Below are 19,639 nucleotides of genomic sequence, written 5' to 3'. Positions count from 1 at the left end.
GTCTGTACAAGACTTGCCGATTTGCTTTTTGGGGAGAGCCCATTGAACGAGCGTGTGCGCTTTCAGCTTTCGTCTGCGGTTTTTGTCATTCTGGCATGCGGACCGGAAATCTGCATGTTGCAGCGGAAAGCAACCGGATGGATGGACGGTTCGTTCAGCATTCCTGCAGGAGCATTGGATGCAGGCGAAACGATCCGTGCTGCAGCAGTACGTGAAGCATTCGAAGAGACGGGCGTAATCATAGCGCCCGAAGCCTTGAAACCAGTCCACACACTGCACAGCTTGACTGCTGGCAATCAATGGCTCGGTCATTTCTTTCGCGCGAATGAATGGACTGGCACGCCTGCCATATGTGAGCCGGACAAGCATGCCTATCTGGAATGGAGAAGCCTGAACGATCTGCCGGAGAATACCATTCCCTACGTCCGGCAGGCTCTCCTTTGTGCCGCCCGCGATGAACTCTACTCAGAGTATGGATGGAACTGAACGCCCGGAAAGAGCGTATCCCTGTCTATAAGCGGGCAACTTTCTTGAGATCCTCGATCGCACCGGGTGCAGCCACGAAAACCTTGTTGCCCTTGGTGAGCTTTTCTCCGTCCACCGGGAAAGGATGCACATAGCCGCCCGCCTCGCGCACGAGGCAGAAGCCTGCCATGCAATCCCAGGCATGCATATAAGGCTCATAGTAGCCGACCAGCCTGCCAGCCGCGACATAAGCGATCATCAGCGCACCGGAACCATTACGAATAAACGTGCCGCCCGCCTCAAGGAGGTCTTCAACGATTTTCGCCACGACTTGCGGTGTGACATAGTTATTGGCACCGATACCCGTCACAGAATTACGGATTGTGCGGCTCGGATCGAGAACCAGCTTCTTGCCATCGAGTGTTGCGCCGAGGCCCTTGGCCGAGGCATAAAGTTCGTCAAAACACGGGGCCTGAATGACCCCGATCACAGGTTCACCGTCTTTCAGAACGGCAATAGAAACACACCAGTTCGGCATGCCATTCACGAATGGACTGGTGCCATCGATGGGATCCACAACCCAGGTGTAACCCGAAGTACCTTCATTCAGCCCGTATTCCTCTCCCAGAAAGCCATCCTGTGAAAAGGTTTCCGACACTCGGGATCGAATAAGCTGCTCGACATCACGGTCGGCAATTGAAACCACATCCTGCGGATCACGCTTGGTTTCGATAACCAGCGTTTCACGCCGCTTGAAATAGTCGAGTGCCTTGGCGCCCGCTTCACGCGCGATCTTTTCAGCAAGCGCAAGCCGCGCTTCCAGTTCCTGTCGGGGATGAGAAGTCATGATGATTTTCCGATGAGAGGTAAATAGAGGCACGACGTTTCTGCGCCTATTGATTGATGATGGCAAGCCCGCGCGTTTTGAACTCGATAGAGACATCCGTTTGTGGCGGCAGCGCCTCTTCAACCGCCGGATCAACAATGAAAAGTTTGCCGTGTTCGGTCTCGATTTCATACTCGATATGATCGCCGAGATAGGCTGAATGCGCGACACGACCAGGAAAGCCGCCACCTGCCTTTGGTTGCAACGTCACCGCATTGGGCCGGATCGCAAGCTGCGCTGGCCCCGGTCGGGCGTTACGTGCGGCAACCCGGTGGGTCAGGCTACCCACACGAATGACAGCTTCGCCCCCGTCTGCCGTCATCACCTCACATGGCACAACATTCGCCTCTCCCATGAAATCCGCGATAAAGGCCGAGGCTGGCGTTTCATAGAGATCACGAGGGCTGCCCTTCTGCGCAATATTGCCCTCCTTCATGACGATGATCGTATCGGAGACTGCGAGCGCCTCGTCCTGATCGTGTGTCACATAGACGGCAGTAAACCCGAGCCGCTGCTGCAGTTCGCGAATTTCGGTACGCACCCGACGACGCAGGCGCGCGTCGAGATTCGAAAGCGGTTCGTCCAGAAGCAAAACCTGCGGCTCCAGCACCAGAGCGCGAGCCACCGCCACGCGTTGTTGCTGGCCACCTGAAAGTTCAGCCGGAAGGCGATGCCCCATTCCAGCAAGGCCGACAAGCTTCAGGCCCTCTTCTGCACGTTCCCGCGCTTCCGCCTTTTTCAAACCCGAGGATTCCAACCCATAGGCCACATTGTCGAGCGAGTTCATATGCGGAAAGAGCGCATAAGACTGGAAAACCATCGACACATCACGCTCATTGGCTGGCAGATTGGTCACGTCCTTGCCGCCAATCAGGATGCGGCCAGAGGTTGGGTGTTCAAGCCCCGCCAGCAACCGCAATGTCGTCGTCTTGCCGCAGCCGGACGGTCCAAGCAACGTCACCAGAGTTCCCGGTTCCACGGTCAGGGACAGATCGGGCAAGGCGGTAAAATTGCCGAACTTCTTTGTAACGTTTTCAAACGTAACAGAGCCGGGACGGATCGCGGTCATGCGGTTTTCTCCTGACGAACGGTTTTGACGGGGGTGACAGCAGCGACGCGGTTCTCACGCCTAAGTTTGCGTTCACCCACGAGAAGCTGGAAGCCTGTAATGACGACGATCATCACGACAATCAGCATCGACGAATATGCGATGGCCACGCCGAACTCACCGTTTTCGACCAGACCGACAATGTAGGATGTCGCCATGTTGTATTGCGCCGAAACAAGGAAAATGACGGCGCTGATGGAGGTGATGGCACGCACGAAGGAATAAACCAGTGCCGCCGTAATCGCCGGGCGCAGCAATGGCAAAATGACCTTTCGGATCGTGCGGAAACTGTTTGCCCGCAGCGTCAGGGAAGCTTCGTCGAGACTTTTGTCGAGCTGGCTCATGGCTGCGATGCCGCCCCGCACACCCACCGGCATGTTACGAAACACGAAACATGCGATCAGGATCAACGCAGTACCGGTCATTTCAAGCGGTGGCAGATTGAAGGCCATGATGTAGCTAACACCAATGACTGTTCCGGGAATGGCGAAGCTCAACATCAGGGCAAATTCGAAGACATTCCGCCCGACGAAACGCTGGCGAACAATTAGATAGGCTGTCAGCAGGCCAACTGCCGCAGTCAGCGGTGCCGAAATCAGCGAAATTTCCATAGTCGTCCAGAACGAATTCCATGCAACGCCGGTCCACGCAATACCGCTTTCGGTCCAATTGACGGAGAACGCCCGCGCATAGTGTTCAACCGTCAATGTATTATCGAGCCCCCACTGGCGCACAAAGCCGCCGATAAGGATCATCGCATAAACGACAACAGTGAAAATCATCCACGGAATGACGAGGGCATAAACGCCGATCTTCAGCCCACGCGGCAGCCCGGCATGCATGCCGGAATCGCCCTTGCCGGTCACGGTCGCGAAATTCTTGCCCGAAAGCCAGACACGCTGGATGAGAAATGCCGTCAGCGTAAAGCAGAGCAAGACAATAGCGAGAACGGCTGCACGCGATGGGTCGTTCTGCGCGCCCACCACTGCAAAGAATATTTCAGTCGAAAGCACACCATTGCTGCCTCCGAGCACCATCGGATTGCCGAAATCCGCCATGCTTTCGATAAAGGCGATGAGGAACGCATTGGCAAGCCCCGGAGCCATCAATGGTAGAGACACCCTGCGAAACGTGCGCCAGCGATCCGCACGCAGAGTTTGCGACGCCTCTTCCATAGACGGCGACACACCTTCGACAACGCCGATGAGCACCAGGAAGGATATCGGGGTGAAGGATAGAACCTGTGCAATCCATATTCCGGTGAGGCCATAAAGCCAACGACCAGGTTCGACACCGAATATATTGGAGATCTGTTCCGTCACGACGCCCGCGCGACCAAAGAGCAGCGTCAATGCGAGGCCAACAACGAATGGCGGCGTGATGATCGGCAATATGGTGAGAAGACGGAGGCCTTTCTTGAAAGGGAAACCTGTGCGGGTCGCAACAAGCGCAAAGGCGAGCCCCAGCACCGTGGCCCCCGTCGCAGTCATCAAAGCCAGCCACAATGTGCGCCACGCAACGCCGCATCGCCCTTCACCGACGACGCATGCCAGGCTCCAGATCGAGGAGTCCTGAATGTTGCCGATGAATCCCTCGGGCTTGAACGAACCGTCAAAATCCTGCACCGACCCGGCAAACATGCTGATAACGGGATAGAAGACAAAAACGCCTACCATTGCGACAAGTAAGGTAATGGACGAGACGACGAAGGCATCCCCTTTCATCACCCCACGTTCCGCGAGACCAAAGGAGAAAATCAGCAGGAAACAGAGACCCGTCAATATCGCCCCTACACCGAAGGCCGGCTGGCCATCGGCAAGTGAGCCGAACAGGTTCTCACTGATCGTCCAGTTCCAACCGGAAAAACCGATAGCCAATCCTTGCAGGGCCAGGAAAATCACACCGAGGAGACTTGCCCAGATCATAAGCCCGCTACGACGCTCAACAGGCAATAGGAAGCGGGCACCAGCACAAAGCAACATGAATATAGCGACAGCGCCAAGCCACGAGCGTCCGAAGAAGGCGATCTGCCAAAGGCCGGGTGCCGTTGCACCATCGCCGAACATTCCAGCCAGCCAGCCGAAACTCATAAAGCCGTCTTCTATGCGATACCACGGCAATAGTACAAATGCCGCCAGCGCCAACGCCAGAACGATATCCAGTCTGCGATTATGCTGTTTCATGGATGTCCGCGTCCCTCCGGATTAGGGATTTCTGAGGGATGGCCAAGGGCTTCAGCTCCTGCATACTTCAGGAGTATTGCTGCCTTGTCCTGCCATTCAGGACAGGTGCGCCGCATAAAACGAGCAACGCACCTGAACTTCAAGCCAATGAAAGATCAATTGGCGTGCGCACCGATTTCCTTGTCCCAGCGCTCAAGCAATTCCTTGCGCTTGGCTGGTTCGCCATAGGTCTTGAAGTCATAGTCGATGAGCTTGATATCCTCGAAACGTGGGGATTCTTTCGGAACCTCCGCAGACTTGTTCGACGGCAGCTGGAAGGACTTCGCATCTTTCATATGCGACTGCACTTCCGCGGTCAGTGCCCAGTCGTACCACTTCTTGGCACTTTCGAGGTTCTTGGCACCCTTGATGATCGACATGGAACCAATTTCGTAACCAGTGCCTTCGCATGGTGCTACCGACTTGATCGGAAAGCCTTCTGCCGTCATCGACACCGCATCATGCATGAAGACGATGCCAATGCCCGTTTCACCGCGCGCAGCAGACTTGACCGGAGCCGAGCCGGATTTGGTGTACTGCGACACGTTCTCGTTGAGTTTCTTCAGATAATCATAGGCTTTATCCTCGCCCATAATCTGCACCAACGTTGCCAGCGCCGTATAGGCAGTGCCGGAAGAATTCGGATTGGCCATCTGGATTTCACCCTTATAGGACGCATCCAGCAGATCAGCCCAACATTTCGGCTCCTTCAAATTCTTCTTGGCAAGAATATCGGTATTGTACCCCCAGCCAAGCGCGCCGGCATAAACGCCAACCGTACGAAAGCCGGAGCTTTCGGCCTGCTTCTTGGCCCAATCATTCAGTTGGTCGAGCATCGGCGATTTATATTCGAGCGTCAGTCCTTCGGCCGCTGCCTGAAGATGCGGATCCCCCGTACCGGCCCACCAGATATCAGTCTTCGGATTGCGCGCCTCGGCCCGCACCTTGGCATAGGTTTCACCGGAAGATAGCCGGACCATATTGACCTTGATGCCCGTATCCTTCTCGAACATGTTCTTCATCTGCTCACAGATGACCACGTCCGCGGAACAGATGAGATTGAGATTGCCTGCGGCCTGCGCAGAAAATGCAAATGAAGATATGCCAGCGGCAAGCGCCGCAATCAGAAATGCCGAACGCATTGTTTTCCTCCCTTTATACGGCGCCTCCACGCCGACGCTTTTGCAAGCGTGTGCATAGTCTTTGCCTTTTACGAAAGCCTGTCAATGCCCTTGTAAATTTTATTCTGAAATTGCAAAAAATAATCCAATCATTCTGTTTTCAGGCGTCAGTTGCACAGCCATGCAAGGCTCATATCGACAAAAAAGGCGGCCGAAGCCGCCTTTTTTGTTCTTTCCAGCCCCAGATGGGATCAACCAATCGCCATCAGGCTAGCATTGCCACCTGCTGCTGTGGTGTTGATTGAGGTCGAAACCTCCTCCAGAAGCCAATTGAGGCAGTAGGCATCTGGGGTGTTTGCCAGCTCTTCCGTGGAAGCGGCCTGTGTGAGGACCAACGGCCCGGGAAGCATCGCGAGCTTCTTGTTGATCTCCACGATGCGTTCAGCCTCCCCTTCAACCAGCGCACCGGCAAACGGTGCATCGGCTTCCCAGTTTTTCGTCCAGACCGTGCGAGCCGCCACCGAAGCGGGAATATCCTTCAGCACATTCCGCAACTCTGACGCTTCGTCGATGTAGACCGTATTGCCCGTTGCTAGTGCGGCAGTCATCTGGCGATAAAGGCCTATTTCTGTCTGCGGAACCAGCAGGATATTTCCTCGCGGATGCAGCGCATAAAGATTGCGCTCACCGACCGGGCCCGGCAATTCAAGATCAAGACCAAGGGCCGAGGCGCTACCAGTATCACGGGCAGCCTGGGCCAGATCGTTCATGCCGCGCTGGCCAAGCCACTTGGCAAAATCCTTGAGCGCCGGATCGGTGTGAACCGAGCTATGGCGCGGCGGGATCGGAGCTGTTTCCACGAGGCGTCCGAGATAGAGCGGACCGCCCGCCTTCGGGCCAGTTCCGGACAGACCGCGCCCACCGAACGGCTGCACGCCAACGATCGCGCCGATAACGTTGCGGTTGATATAGAGATTACCAACACGGATACGATCCGCGACATTGGCAATCGTCTCGTCAAGGCGCGTATGCAGGCCGAAAGTAAGCCCGTAGCCGGTCGCGTTAATATCATCGATCAAGCGCTCCATATCGTCACGCTTGTAGCGCACGACATGCAGAACCGGGCCGAAGACTTCCCGCTTCAGATCGCGAAGCGAATTAATCTCGATGATGGTCGGTGCAACGAAAGTTCCGTTCTGGGTTTCAGTACCGAGCGGAAGCTGCTCGACCTTGCGACCGAGGTCACGCATGCCCTGAACGTGCTTTTCAATGATATTCTTGGCTTCATCGGTGATGACCGGGCCGATATCGACCTTCAGCGCGTCGGTGCGACCGATGGACAGTTCCCGGAGAGCGCCCTTGAGCATGGTCAGGATACGGTCCGCGACATCTTCCTGCAGGCACAGAACGCGCAGTGCCGAACAACGCTGACCGGCACTGTCGAATGCCGATGCAATCACGTCGAACACAACCTGCTCCGCCAGCGCGGATGAATCCACGATCATTGCGTTCTGACCACCGGTTTCGGCAATCAGCGGGATCGGCTTGCCGTTCGGCAGCAGACGTGAGGCAAGCTGAGCCTGAATGAGGCGCGCTACTTCGGTGGAGCCGGTAAACATCACACCGCATGTCTCTTCTGCGGCCACAAGCGTAGCCCCGATGCGACCGTCGCCCGGCAGAAGCTGCAGCGCATCGGCTGGAATGCCAGCCTCATGCAGGGTACGAACACCCTGTGCTGCAATAAGCGGGGTCTCTTCGGCAGGCTTCGCCAAGACCGGATTGCCTGCGACAAGTGCTGCTGCAATCTGGCCGGTAAAGATTGCCAGAGGGAAGTTCCACGGGCTGATGCAGACTATAGGCCCAAGCGCCTTATGGCCAACGCCCAGCGTGCGACGGGTTTGCTCTGCATAATAGCGCAGGAAATCGATGGCTTCGCGAACTTCGGCAATCGCGTTCGGCATGGATTTGCCAGCTTCGCGCATGATGAGGCCGAGTAGAACCGGCATGTCGCGCTGCATGATGTCCGCTGCACGCTCAAGACAAGCCGCACGTTCGACGGGCGCAACTGCCGACCAGCTTGCCGTTGCCTTCTGCGCCGCCTTCATGGCCTTCGCTACATCGGCCTCAGCGATCTCAGTCACCGTGCCGACGACGTCGTTCCGGTCACCGGGATTGAAAACTGAACGGCTGGCGCCCTTCACCTTGGCTCCGGCAATCTGTGGTTCCGAAATCCACACCCGGTCGTTGCTGTCTTTCAAAATCTTGCTCAGTTCAGCGAGTGTGACTTCGTTCGACAGGTCGAAACCGTCAGAATTCTTGCGGACACCATAGAGATTTTCCGGCAGGGCAATCTGATCGTGACGTGCGCCGACGACGGCCATCGAGCGAACAACATCCACCGGATCAGCGATCAACTCATCGACTGAGACACTTTCATCACCAATGCGATTGACGAAGGACGAATTCGCGCCGTTCTCAAGAAGACGGCGAACAAGATAAGCCAGAAGCGTCTCATGCGTACCGACCGGCGCGTAAATACGTGCCGGACGACCCAGTTTTTCAGGGCCAACGACTTCATCATAAAGCGGTTCACCCATGCCATGCAGGCACTGGAACTCGAACTTGCCCGTTTTGAAGTCGGGGCCAGCCATATGATAGATCGTGGCCAGTGTCTGGGCGTTATGTGTTGCGAACTGCGGGAAAATCACATCGGTCGCCGCAAGCAATTTACGTGCGCAGGCAATATAAGAAACGTCGGTGTGCACCTTGCGAGTATAAACCGGAAAATCTTCCAGCCCGTCGACCTGAGCACGCTTGATCTCGGCATCCCAATAGGCACCCTTCACCAGACGAACCATAATGCGGCGTTTGTTTTGGCGCGCCAGATCAATGATGAAATCGAGCACGAACGGGCAGCGCTTGCCATAAGCCTGCACGACGAAACCGATACCTTCCCAATCGGCCAGATCCGGATCCTCACAGAGGCTCTGCAACAAATCGAGCGACAGTTCGAGACGGTCAGCTTCTTCGGCATCAATGTTGAGGCCAATATTGTAGGATTTGGCGATTACTGCAAGCGCCTTCACCTTCGGCAACAACTCCTCCATGACGCGTTCGCTCTGCGCGCGGACGTAACGCGGATGCAGCGCCGAAAGCTTGATGGAGATGCCAGGGCCGTCATAGATGCCGCGACCGGCGGAAGCGCGACCGATAGCGTGAATGGCGGTTTCGTAATCTTTGTAATAGCGCTCTGCGTCAGCTGCGGTCGTCGCAGCCTCACCCAACATATCGTAGGAATAGCGGAAACCACGTTCTTCCAGCGACTTGGCGCGCTTCAGCGCTTCATCAATGGTTTCACCGGTCACGAACTGTTCGCCCATCATGCGCATCGCCATGTCAACGCCACGACGAATAACGGGTTCGCCGCAACGAGCGATCAGGCGCGTCAGAGCAGCCGACAGGCCGCGATCATTGACCGTGTTGGTCAGCTTGCCGGTAACGACAAGTCCCCAGGTCGCGGCATTGACGAAGAGCGACCGACCGCCGCCGATGTGAGACTTCCAGTCGCCGTTCGAAATCTTGTCACGGATAAGCGCATCGCGCGTGGCCATGTCTGGAATGCGCAGCAGCGCCTCGGCAAGACACATAAGTGCCACGCCTTCCTGGCTCGACAGAGAGTATTCATGCACCAGACCTTCGACGCCCGTACCCTTGTGCTTGGCGCGTAGTGCTTCGATCAGCTTACGAGCCGTGGAACGGACTTGTTTGGCCGTTTCTTCCGGCAAGGTGGCCTGTGTGGCCAATGCCGAAACGCACTCCGCTTCTGGGCGGCGATAAGCGGCGGTAATCGCCTGCCTCAGCACGCTTTGCTCGCGGATCGGCGGCGCGAAATTCTGGAAAACCGGATTGGTAGGAGCGGGTATGGTATCGGTCATGGTGCAATGCTCGCAATTGAAAACAGCCCCGAGCGTCTTTGCCCAGTTTAGCTCTGCTTTATGTGGGCGGACACTATCATTTGTACAAATTGCATTCTGCCTTCATTTGCTCCATATGAAGGAATATCGATCTTATTATTCGATCAAGAGAAGGCTAAAAGGATGCGTAAAATAGATTCCGTAGACGATTTGGATCAGTTCGATCGACGCATTCTGGAAGTATTGAGCGAAGACGGCCGCCTTCCGGTTACCGAACTCTCGAAAAAAGTCGGCCTTTCCAAGACGCCATGTCAGGCAAGGCTGAAAAGGCTGGTCGATGAAGGCTATATTGTCGGCTTTCGCGCAGCCATAGACCCTGAGAAACTCGGTCTCGATCATATCGCCTTCACCACGGTCAAACTATCCGACACACGCGAAGCCGCACTCGAAGCGTTCAACATGGCGGTACGTAAGATCCGCGAAGTCGAAGAATGCCATATGATCGCAAGCTCTTTCGACTATCTTCTGAAAGTGCGAACGCCCAACATCCGGCGTTACCGCGAGGTGCTGGGCGAAAAGATTTCGAGCTTGCCCAATGTGGCAAGCACATCCACTTTTGTGGTGATGGAGTCAGTCAAGGACAATCGCCCGGTCAGGGTTTATCCGGGCGCGCTGTAATTTCCGTTTATAACGTTTCGCCAGCCAGATAACGCTCAAGTGTCTTGACGGTCCCATCCTGCCAGATGCGCAGAAGCGCGGATGAGAAAGCCACTACATAGGCTGGATTTGAAGCAAGCGAGCCGAAGATATCCTCCATCGCGAGCCATGCAGCCGGGTCGGCCTTGGCACGCGCTGCCTGCTTGGTCAGGCGATCCCATGACGGATCATTCGGCTCAGTGACCCCACCGCTATCCGTTGTGCCGTAGCAATAGCGACACCAGAAAGCAGATACGAGCGCCAGCCCCGTCACCGAATGGCCCTTCGCCACGCGGTCGGCGGCAGTAGGCAGAATGAATTTTGGCTGACGGTTGGAGCCATCCAGACAAAGGCGCCGGATGGTGTCGCCAATACTTGGATTGGCAAATCGCTTGTCGATCAACACGCGATAGGCTTCAAGATCTGTATCCGGCACGGGCGGTATTTCCGGGATGATCTCATCCTTGGTCAGCTTTTCCAGATAGCGCCGGATCAGCGGATGCTCCATGGCTTCGTGCACGAAATGAATGTCGAGCAAGCCGCCCGGATAGGCGATGGCAGCATGGCCACCGTTCAGAATGCGGATTTTCATAAACTCATAAGCGGCAACCTGATCCGTGAAGGTGACGCCGACTTTTTCCAGAGCCGGGCGTCCGGTGGGGAAATTATCCTCCATCACCCATTGCTTGAACACTTCGCAAAAGACCGGCCAGCGGTCGTCGACGCCGAATTCCTTCGCGGCAATTTCGCGTTCACGCGCACCGGTGGCTGGCGTGATACGATCCACCATGGAATTCGGGAAAGCGACATTGGCGGAAATCCAGTCGGCAAAAGCTGGATCGCTCAGCTTGGCCAGCCCCGTCACGGCGTCTTCCGTCACATGCCCGTTGCCGGGAATGTTATCACAGGACATGACCGTGAAAGGTTGAACGCCCGCGGCCTTGCGCAGTTTCAGCGCCTGAACGATCAGGCCGAACACAGTCTTCGGATGGTCAGGATGCGTGGCATCCGCCACGATATCGGGATGGGAGGGATCGAAAGTCTGGCTTGCCGGATCGATGTAGTAGCCGCCCTCGGTGATCGTCATCGCAACGATACGCGTATCGGGCGCGGTCAGATAAGCCACCAGGGCCTTGCGCCCTTCCTCGGTCGAAATGGTTACATAATCGACCATCGATGCGGTGATGCGCGCGCCCGCATGATCGGCTTCCTGTTCGACAACAGTCGTCAGCCAGTCTTGCGCCTTGAGCGTATCACGCATGGCATCGTCGCTGCCACGCACACCGGCCCCCACCAGTGCCCAGTCGTGCCCCTCGCCAGTCGCAAACAAATCATCCAGATAGACAGCCTGATGCGCACGGTGAAAATTGCCGACGCCGAAATGCACGATACCCGGCTTCAGTCCGGCAGGGTCGTAGCCGGGCTTGTGCACTTTATCGAAGCTTTGAAGCGTTGCGCGCGATAGCTTGGTCATGACGGTATCCTCTATTCAATCGGGTACGAACTGGACTTTCATGGTCGCGGGGTCACCACCATGCCTGGTGAAGAAGGGCAGCATTTCCTCCAGCGGCAGCCGGTGGGAAACAAGCCGCGCCATAGAGCCTCCATTTGAAAAGTCCTGTTTCAATATATCCAATGCCTGCGGAATATTACGGTTCAGCGAATGCGAACCGGCAATCCTGATCTGGCGACGGAAAATCTCGAAAGGCGCGACCGAAATCCGTGCGTCGGGCGCGCAGACGCCGAACACCAGAACGGTTCCACCATCGGCGGTGAAACCGACCATGCTTTCCGCCACCCTGGCTATGCCGGTGGCGTCGGCCACGAAATCGAAACTGCGCTGGCGCTTGTCCAGCGCTTGTGAACCAGACACGACCGGCTCAAGCCCGAGGCTTTCAACGAAAGCCAGCCGGTGTTCATTGATGTCGGCGACGGCGACCTTGGACACGCCCTGCGCCTTCAATGACAAAGCCAGCAACAGACCGATGGGGCCTGCCCCAAACACCAGCGCATTTTCAGTGCCGTGCGGGCCAGTCTTCAAGCCCACCGCGCCAAGCCCGTTTAGCACACAGGCCAGCGGTTCTGCGAGACCAGCCACATCATAAGGCAGATCACCGATGGAATGGAGATGGCTGGCATTGACGAGGCTCATGCCCGCGAAGCCGCCATCATGGGTCACGCCATAGGCTTTCAGATCGGAGCAGAGATTGGTCAAACCCTTGAGGCAGGCGCGACAATGACCACAGGGAATATTCGGATCGACCGCAACGCGGTCGCCGACCTTTACATTGGTCACGTCTTCGGCAATGGCCACCACCCTGCCCGCATATTCATGCCCCGGCACCAGCGGAAAGGCACTCGACCCATAGCGGCCATGCAGGACATCGATATCGGTGTGACAAAGGCCCGAAGCCTTGACGTCGATCAAGGCATGCCCCGGCTGCAATGCCGGTTCTGGCAGATCGGCCATGCCTGCTTCGCCATGGCCGGTAAAATAGATCGCTTTCATTGCAATATCCCGGCCTCGCCTCAAGCCATCCAGTTGCCGCCATCCACGCCGAAGGTCTGAGCGAGGATATAGTCGCTGTCGGACGAAGCGAGGAACACCGCCATGCCGGTAATATCTTCCGGCGTCGCGAAGCGACCGATCGGCACCGACTTTGCCACGGCTGCCTTTTTCTCGCCCGGCTTCAGGCCTTCCCATTTGGCGAAGTTCGCATCCACCACATCCCAATGCTCGCCATCGACCACACCCGGAGCAATCGCATTGACGTTGATGCCGTGCTTGACCAGTGCGAGAGCCGCCGATTGTGTTGCGGAAATGATCGCCGCCTTGGATGCGCAATAGAGCGTCACCAGCGCCTCGCCGCGGCGACCGGCCTGGCTCGCCATATTGATGATCTTGCCGCCGCGTTCGCGCTTGATCATCACATTCGAAACCGCCTTCATCATGAAAAGCGGCCCCTTGAGATTGATGCCCAGCACGCGCTCATAGCTCTCTTCGGTCAGCTCATTGATCGGCGCCATGTCGAAGATTGCGGCATTGTTGACCAGAATATCGATGCCGCCATATTCGGCATCGATGGCCGCAACCACCTTGTCGATTGCGCCAAGATCGGTCACGTCCAGCTTCACCGCCTTCACGGACGGTCCAATACCAAGCGCCGCTTCTTCCGCGCGCTCGATATTGATATCGGCAATGATGACCTTAGCACCCTCATGCGCATAGGCAGCCGCGAAGCCAAGCCCGATGCCACGCGCAGCGCCGGTAATGAGGGCAACCTTGTCTTTCAGTCTCATGGACTTTCTCCGGTAATGTAGTAACTGTTTTTTTACGCATTATCCGACGCAAAACCGCTTCGCACTTTTGCTGGAAATGCTTCTTTAACGGTGCGTTTTCTTTTCAGAAAGGATCAGCGGATGGCGGTCACGGCGCTGGAGCGACAGGCCTTCGGGCGTGAAGAGATGTGCGTCGGCGGCATCGAAACCAAGCTTGGCCGCTTCATGCGCGCGTGCCGTGCTATTGCCGCCAGCTTCCGCCACGATCAGACCGGAAGCGGCATCGTTTTGCACATAGAGATAAGTCTGGCCGCCAAGACGCTCGACCACCATAATCTCGCCTTCAAGAATGCCGTCATCCGCCGGATGCAGATGTTCCGGGCGAACGCCGAGCACAAGCGGCGCACCGGCACTCACCCCTTCACCCGCGACCGGCACCTTGACCGAACGCCCATTGGCAAGCTGCACCGTCACGCCTTCGCCATCAACCGCGCTCGCCTTCGCCTCGATGAAATTCATGGTCGGTGATCCGATAAAACCCGCCACGAAGCGATTGACCGGGTGATGATAAAGCTCCAGCGGCGAACCGACCTGCTCCAGCTTGCCATCGCGTAGCACGACGATCTTGTCGGCCAGCGTCATGGCTTCCACCTGATCATGCGTGACATAGATCATCGTCGCATTCAGCCGGTCATGCAGGCGCGCCAGCTCGATGCGCATCTGCACACGCAGCGCCGCATCGAGATTGGACAGCGGTTCATCGAACAGGAAAATCTTCGGCTCGCGCACCATCGCGCGCCCGATGGCGACACGCTGGCGCTGACCACCCGATAGCTGGCGCGGCTTGCGATCGAGCAACTTGTCGAGCTGCAATGTCTTGGCGACATCTTCCACCTTACGGTCACGCTCGGCCTTGCCGACACCTGCAAGCTTGAGCGCGAAACCCATATTGTCGCGCACATTCATATGCGGATAGAGCGCATAGGTCTGGAACACCATGGCAAGCCCGCGTTCATCCGGCGGCGTATCGTTGCACTGCTGCCCGTCGATCAAAAGATCACCGCTGGTGATTTCTTCCAGCCCCGCAATCATCCGCAGAAGCGTGGATTTGCCCGAACCGGACGGCCCGACGAAAACCACGAATTCGCGGTCTTCGATGTTGAGATCCACACCCTTGATGACATCGATAGTGCCGAAGGACTTGGTGGCGTTATGAAAAGAAAGCGTAGCCATGGGGTTCCCTTTATTTCACGGCGCCGAAGGTGAGACCGCGCACCAGCTGGCGCTGCGTAACCCAACCAAAGACGAGGATCGGCGCGATGGCGAGCGTGGATGCTGCCGAGAGTTTTGCCCAGAAAAGCCCTTCCGGTGACGAGAAGGACGCGATGAATGCTGTGAGAGGCCCGGCCTGCGAGGCCGTGAGATTGAGGCTCCAGAAGGCTTCGTTCCAGCACAGGATGATGGAAAGAAGCGCCGTCGATGCAATGCCGGGCAGGCTCAGCGGCAAGAGCAGATAGCGTATCTGCTGGCCGACCTTCGCCCCGTCCATGCGGCTCGCCTCAAGGATTTCATGCGGCACTTCCTTGAAGAAGGAATAGAGCATCCAGACCACAATGGGCAGGTTAGAGAGGGTGAAGATGATGATCAGCCCGGTGCGCGTATCGAGAAGCCCGGTATCGCGCGCCAGAAGATAGATCGGCACCAGAACACCCACCGCAGGCAGCATCTTGGTGGAGAGCATCCACAACAGCAGATCCTTGGTGCGTTTTCCCGGAAAGAATGCCGCTGCATAAGCTGCCGGAACGGCAATCAATAAAGACAGGATCGTCGCGCCAAGGCTCTCGATCACGCTGTTCATGGCATAGCGGAAATAGTCGGCCCGCTGATTGACCGCCGCGAAGTTTTCCAGCGTCGGCTCGAAAAACAGCTTTGGCGGGGCGACCGCATCGATCTCCGTCTTGAATGCCGCAAGCAGCATCCAGAGGATCGGGAAGAACATCAAAAGCGCCACGATCCAGCCGATAATCCCGGCGGAGAGTGCAGCTTTGTCGAATTTGCGTTTTACTGCCATCGTTGGTCTCCCCTAATTATCCAGATTGCGCGCCACGGTTCGGATCAGGAACGCGGCAACGATATTGGCGAGGATGATGGCGACGACACCGGCAGCGGAAGCGCCACCAATATCCCACTGAAGGAGCGCCTTCAGATAGATGAAATAGGTCAGTGTCGTCGTGGCGATGCCCGGCCCACCGGAGGTGGTGACGAGAATTTCTGCGAAGACCGACAGGAGGAAGATCGTCTCGATCATGATGACGACCGAGATCGGGCGCAGCAGATGCGGCAGGACGATATAATAGAACATCACCGGCCCTTTGGCACCATCAAGTCGCGCCGCTTCCATCTGCTCACGGTCGAGCGACTGCATGGCGGTCATCAGGATCAGTGTTGCGAAAGGCACCCACTGCCAGGACACGATCATGATGATCGACGCCATCGGAAACTGCCCGAACCAGTCTATGACCGGCAGGCCGAGACTGCGCGAGATAAAGGCGAACAGCCCATTGACCGGGTGCATCAGAAGGTTTTTCCAGATCAGCGCCGACACCGTCGGCATGACGAAGAACGGCGCGATGACCAGAAGTCGCGCAATGTTCTTGCCCCAGAAATCCTGATCGAAAATCACGGCGAACAAAACGCCAAACACCACCGAAATGGCCAGAACCGAGCCCAACAAAATGAGCGTCTTTGTGATGGCCGACCAGAGCCCCGGATCGGACAGCAGGAACTTGTAGTTCGAGAAACCGGCAAAACCGGTCACGAAGGGATTGATGAGATTATAATACTGAAAAGAGAACCAGAGTGTCATCGCCAGTGGGACGATCATCCATAGCAAGAGCAGGATAACGGCGGGTGCAAGCAGAGGTCCGGTGCGGACGCTGCGGCGCGATTTTGCGGCAAAGCGCGATTTAGTGCCCGTGGCCAAGGCCGGGTTTGCTGGCATGTCTGACGTTTCTCCCCTTCCCGCTTCGACATCCGCTGCGCTCGAAAAGGGTACAGCGGATCGCGCGAAAATCGAGCCTGCTGCTCTCACTCAGGAGCGCAGCAGGCTGATGGCAACCGGATTACTTGATGTAACCGGACTGTGTCATGATCTGTTCGGCCTGCTTCTGTGCGCCATCGAGCGCCGCATCGACGCTTTGCTGACCGGCAACAGCCGAAGAGATTGCCTGACCGACAATGGTACCAATCGCCTGGAATTCAGGGATCGCCACGAACTGGATGCCGGTATAGGGAACCGGGTCCTTGGTCGGCTTGGTCGGGTCGGCCGATTCAATCGCCTTGAGAACCGTCTCGGCGAAAGGCGCGGCCTTCTTGTACTCTTCATTGGCATAGGTCGACTGACGCGTACCCGGCGGAACAGCAACCCAACCTTCCGACTTGCCGACAAGTTCGACATAGCCCTTCGAAGTCGCCCATTTCAGGAACGACTTTGCGGCTTCCGCCTTCTTGGTCGATGCCGGGATGGCGAGGTTCCACGACCAGGCCCAAGACGAGCCGTTCGGCGTCACTTCAACGGGCGCCTTGGTGAAGGCGACCTTGTCGGCAACCTGACTCTGCTTCGGATCGTAGATGCGGCCCGCAGCCGAGGTGGCGTCGATCCACATAGCGCAATGGCCGGTGGAGAACAGCGCCTGATTTTCATTGAAGCCGTTCGAGGTGATTCCGGGAGGGCCTGCTTCTTTCATCAGATCGACGTAGAAAGTGATGGCCTTTTTCCAGGTATCCGAACTCATCTGCGGCTTCCAGCTCTCATCGAACCAGCTGCCGCCGAACGTGTTCACCAGTGTCGAAAGATAGGCCATGTTTTCGCCCCAGCCCGGCTTGCCGCGAAGGCAAAGACCGTACTGTTCTTTCGATTTGTCGGTGAGTTTGGTCGCGAATTCCTTGATCTCGGCATAGGTCGGCGCATCCGGCATTTTCAGGCCGGCAGCTTCGAACAGATCCTTGCGATAAAGGGTGAACGAGCTTTCCGCATAGAATGGCACGGCGTAAAGTTTGCCATCGACGGTCAGACCGGCGCGTACCGGCTTGATGAGATCGTCATAGTCGTAATCGTCGCCGAGATCATCGACCGCAAGAAGCCATCCGGCCTTGCCCCAGATCGGGGTTTCATAACCGCCGATGGTCATGATGTCGAACTGGCCGCTCTTGGTTGCGATGTCGGTGGTGACACGCTGGCGCAGCACGTTTTCTTCAAGCACCACCCAGTTGAGCTTGTTGCCGGTGGCCTTTTCCCATTCCGGCGAAAGCTTCTGCATGATGATCATATCGGCATTGTTGACCGTTGCGATCGTGAGTTCCTCCGCCCACGCCGAACCGGCCAGCATCGCGACGCCAGTGGCAGACGCAATAAGCCCTATCACATAAGTTTTGGTCCGCATTTCGTCTCCTCCTTTACGAATGCATAGCAAAATTCTTACATATGTAAAATTTATGGCGCGGCTATCCGTAGCTTGTCAAGCACGGTTTTCAATTATGCGTTGCGAGGAGAAACGACCGCATTGTGAACAGTTCTCAAGGCTGAAATCACGGACATTTCCACCTGCCAAATTCACGAACTGATGTTTTAGCACATATGGGTATTCACCGCATCATTCTCCACGAACACATTTGCCTGCTTGACGTTTGGCCCAGCCTTTGACAATTTGACTGCACTTCGCCTGAAGGAAAATAAAGGCGAGCAGAGCTGGAGGAACATCCTGAAATCGTTGAAGAAGCGGCAACAGGAGCCAGACGTTCTCCTGAGAAATCAGCACATTCCAGTTCATATGACTGTTTCGCACAAAACAGCATTGCTGCGTGGAGCAAGTCCGCGGCTACTGACGAACAGGACTTAAAGACGTGCGCAAAACGATACGCACCATGGAAGATTTCTCGGCATTCGTAGGGCTCTCCCGCCCGACGGTTTCAAAATATTTCAGCGATCCTTCTTCTGTCCGCCCCAAGACCCGCGAAATCATAGAAGCCGCGATCAAGCAATCCGGCTTTCGTCCCAATCTTTTCGCGGTGAACCTCAATCGACGTCGCACGACAATCCTGGGGATAATAATTCCCAATCAGCTCGATCATTTCTACATGGCGATGACGAAGCGATTGCAATCGCTTGCGGAGCAACGTGGCTACCTTGCGATCGTCCTGTCATCCGATGGCAAACCTGAGTTGGAAAAGCAGGCAATTGAAACTCTGCGTTCGCTGAATGTCGCGGGCGCAATCATTGCGCCGCTTGGCGAAGCGTCGCAACATTCGACGCTGGCGCGTCTCGCCGACGACGTCCCTATCGTCTATGTCGACTCTCCCCTCGACAACACTTCGCCTTTTGTCGGCACGGATAATCTCAAATCCTTTCATCTCATTGTCGATTATCTATGCCGTTCAGGCAGCGAGCCCTGCTATTTTTCGATGCCGATGGTCAATAACAACGCGATCAAGCGGCAGGATGCCTATCAACAGGCGATGGAAAAGCTCGGTTATGAACCGCGCATCATTGATCTCGAACAGAGCCGAAGCTGGGATTTCGAAAAATATGCATTCGAGCAGACCGCACGAATTTTGCGCGAAAAGGGCCGTCTCCCCACAAGCACGGTTCTGTGCTCCAACGACCGCATCGCCTTTGGCGTAACCAGCGCACTCTGGCAGGCTGGTTTAAAAATCGGCAGACTCAAGGATTGCGACGTTCGTGTTGCCGGTCACGATAACAATCCGCTATCGGAATACACGTGTCCGCCGCTTACTACCGTAGCACAGGATTACAATGAAATCGGACGGCTGGTGATTGAGCTTTTGTTCAGAACTCTAGGTGAGACGATGGACGACCGGCTGGAGCTTCCGGAAACCCAGCGCATTCTCCTCAATGCCGAAATCAAGCTGCGCATGAGCGCATGAAAATG

The 19,639-nt window shown here is 56.4% G+C and carries 16 protein-coding genes; 3 read left to right on the top strand and 13 right to left on the bottom strand.

Features of this window, described 5'->3' with window-relative positions:
- Window positions 1–42: 42 nt before the first annotated feature.
- On the top strand, window positions 43–486 hold the full coding sequence (locus tag CQZ93_RS18820; protein ID WP_105544106.1) for an NUDIX hydrolase: 444 nt from the start codon (window positions 43–45) through the stop codon (window positions 484–486).
- Window positions 487–511: 25 nt separating this feature from the next.
- Here CQZ93_RS18820 and CQZ93_RS18815 read toward each other — a convergent pair whose 3' ends face one another.
- The 5 genes from CQZ93_RS18815 to putA all read right to left on the bottom strand — a co-directional run bounded on the left by CQZ93_RS18815 (window position 512) and on the right by putA (window position 9,737).
- Window positions 512–1,312, bottom strand: coding sequence for an inositol monophosphatase family protein (locus CQZ93_RS18815; RefSeq protein WP_105544105.1), 801 nt, complete (start codon window positions 1,310–1,312; stop codon window positions 512–514).
- A gap of 46 nt (window positions 1,313–1,358) precedes the next feature.
- Entirely contained in the window at window positions 1,359–2,420 is a 1,062-nt protein-coding gene (locus CQZ93_RS18810) for an ABC transporter ATP-binding protein (protein WP_105544104.1), read from the bottom strand.
- Window positions 2,417–4,642 carry an ABC transporter permease gene (locus CQZ93_RS18805; RefSeq protein ID WP_105544103.1) on the bottom strand — a complete coding sequence of 742 codons (2,226 nt, stop codon included), beginning with the start codon at window positions 4,640–4,642 and terminating at the stop codon, window positions 2,417–2,419. The genes CQZ93_RS18810 and CQZ93_RS18805 overlap by 4 nt, the downstream gene beginning before the upstream one ends.
- Before the next feature lie 155 nt (window positions 4,643–4,797).
- Window positions 4,798–5,823 (bottom strand): ABC transporter substrate-binding protein, encoded by a 1,026-nt coding sequence (locus CQZ93_RS18800; protein ID WP_105544102.1) that lies wholly within the window; start codon window positions 5,821–5,823, stop codon window positions 4,798–4,800.
- A 230-nt stretch (window positions 5,824–6,053) separates the two neighbouring features.
- Window positions 6,054–9,737, bottom strand: coding sequence for a trifunctional transcriptional regulator/proline dehydrogenase/L-glutamate gamma-semialdehyde dehydrogenase (putA, locus tag CQZ93_RS18795; protein ID WP_105544101.1), 3,684 nt, complete (start codon window positions 9,735–9,737; stop codon window positions 6,054–6,056).
- 162 nt (window positions 9,738–9,899) lie between these two features.
- Between putA and CQZ93_RS18790 the strand changes: the two genes are divergently transcribed.
- The gene (locus CQZ93_RS18790) at window positions 9,900–10,394 is read left to right on the top strand and encodes an Lrp/AsnC family transcriptional regulator (RefSeq protein WP_105544100.1); all 495 of its coding nucleotides are present in this window, start codon (window positions 9,900–9,902) and stop codon (window positions 10,392–10,394) included.
- Between the two features lie 7 nt (window positions 10,395–10,401).
- On the opposite strand, the gene CQZ93_RS18785 is transcribed toward CQZ93_RS18790, so the two are convergent.
- The 8 genes from CQZ93_RS18785 to CQZ93_RS26715 form a co-directional block, all read right to left on the bottom strand.
- Entirely contained in the window at window positions 10,402–11,886 is a 1,485-nt protein-coding gene (locus tag CQZ93_RS18785) for a mannitol dehydrogenase family protein (RefSeq protein ID WP_105544099.1), read from the bottom strand.
- Window positions 11,887–11,901: 15 nt separating this feature from the next.
- On the bottom strand, window positions 11,902–12,921 hold the full coding sequence (locus tag CQZ93_RS18780; protein ID WP_105544098.1) for a zinc-dependent alcohol dehydrogenase family protein: 1,020 nt from the start codon (window positions 12,919–12,921) through the stop codon (window positions 11,902–11,904).
- Between the two features lie 20 nt (window positions 12,922–12,941).
- On the bottom strand, window positions 12,942–13,712 hold the full coding sequence (locus CQZ93_RS18775; RefSeq protein WP_105544097.1) for an L-iditol 2-dehydrogenase: 771 nt from the start codon (window positions 13,710–13,712) through the stop codon (window positions 12,942–12,944).
- A gap of 84 nt (window positions 13,713–13,796) precedes the next feature.
- Entirely contained in the window at window positions 13,797–14,924 is a 1,128-nt protein-coding gene (locus CQZ93_RS18770; protein ID WP_105544096.1) for an ABC transporter ATP-binding protein, read from the bottom strand.
- A gap of 10 nt (window positions 14,925–14,934) precedes the next feature.
- Window positions 14,935–15,762 carry a carbohydrate ABC transporter permease gene (locus tag CQZ93_RS18765; protein WP_105544095.1) on the bottom strand — a complete coding sequence of 276 codons (828 nt, stop codon included), beginning with the start codon at window positions 15,760–15,762 and terminating at the stop codon, window positions 14,935–14,937.
- A gap of 12 nt (window positions 15,763–15,774) precedes the next feature.
- Window positions 15,775–16,692 carry a carbohydrate ABC transporter permease gene (locus tag CQZ93_RS18760; protein ID WP_105544094.1) on the bottom strand — a complete coding sequence of 306 codons (918 nt, stop codon included), beginning with the start codon at window positions 16,690–16,692 and terminating at the stop codon, window positions 15,775–15,777.
- Between the two features lie 121 nt (window positions 16,693–16,813).
- A complete protein-coding gene (locus CQZ93_RS18755; RefSeq protein WP_181153431.1) occupies window positions 16,814–18,133 on the bottom strand; it encodes an ABC transporter substrate-binding protein in 1,320 nt (439 codons plus the stop codon).
- 210 nt (window positions 18,134–18,343) lie between these two features.
- A complete protein-coding gene (locus CQZ93_RS26715; RefSeq protein WP_181153430.1) occupies window positions 18,344–18,520 on the bottom strand; it encodes a hypothetical protein in 177 nt (58 codons plus the stop codon).
- 94 nt (window positions 18,521–18,614) lie between these two features.
- On the opposite strand from CQZ93_RS26715, the gene CQZ93_RS18750 reads away from it, so the two are divergent.
- Window positions 18,615–19,634 carry a LacI family DNA-binding transcriptional regulator gene (locus CQZ93_RS18750; RefSeq protein ID WP_105544093.1) on the top strand — a complete coding sequence of 340 codons (1,020 nt, stop codon included), beginning with the start codon at window positions 18,615–18,617 and terminating at the stop codon, window positions 19,632–19,634.
- The last annotated feature ends 5 nt before the right edge of the window (window positions 19,635–19,639 follow it).

Origin of the sequence: Ochrobactrum vermis (genome assembly GCF_002975205.1) — a bacterium.
GTDB lineage: Bacteria > Pseudomonadota > Alphaproteobacteria > Rhizobiales > Rhizobiaceae > Brucella > Brucella vermis.
The sequence above is the reverse complement of the archived record's forward strand: the minus strand, read 5'-3'. Positions and strand labels throughout refer to the sequence as shown.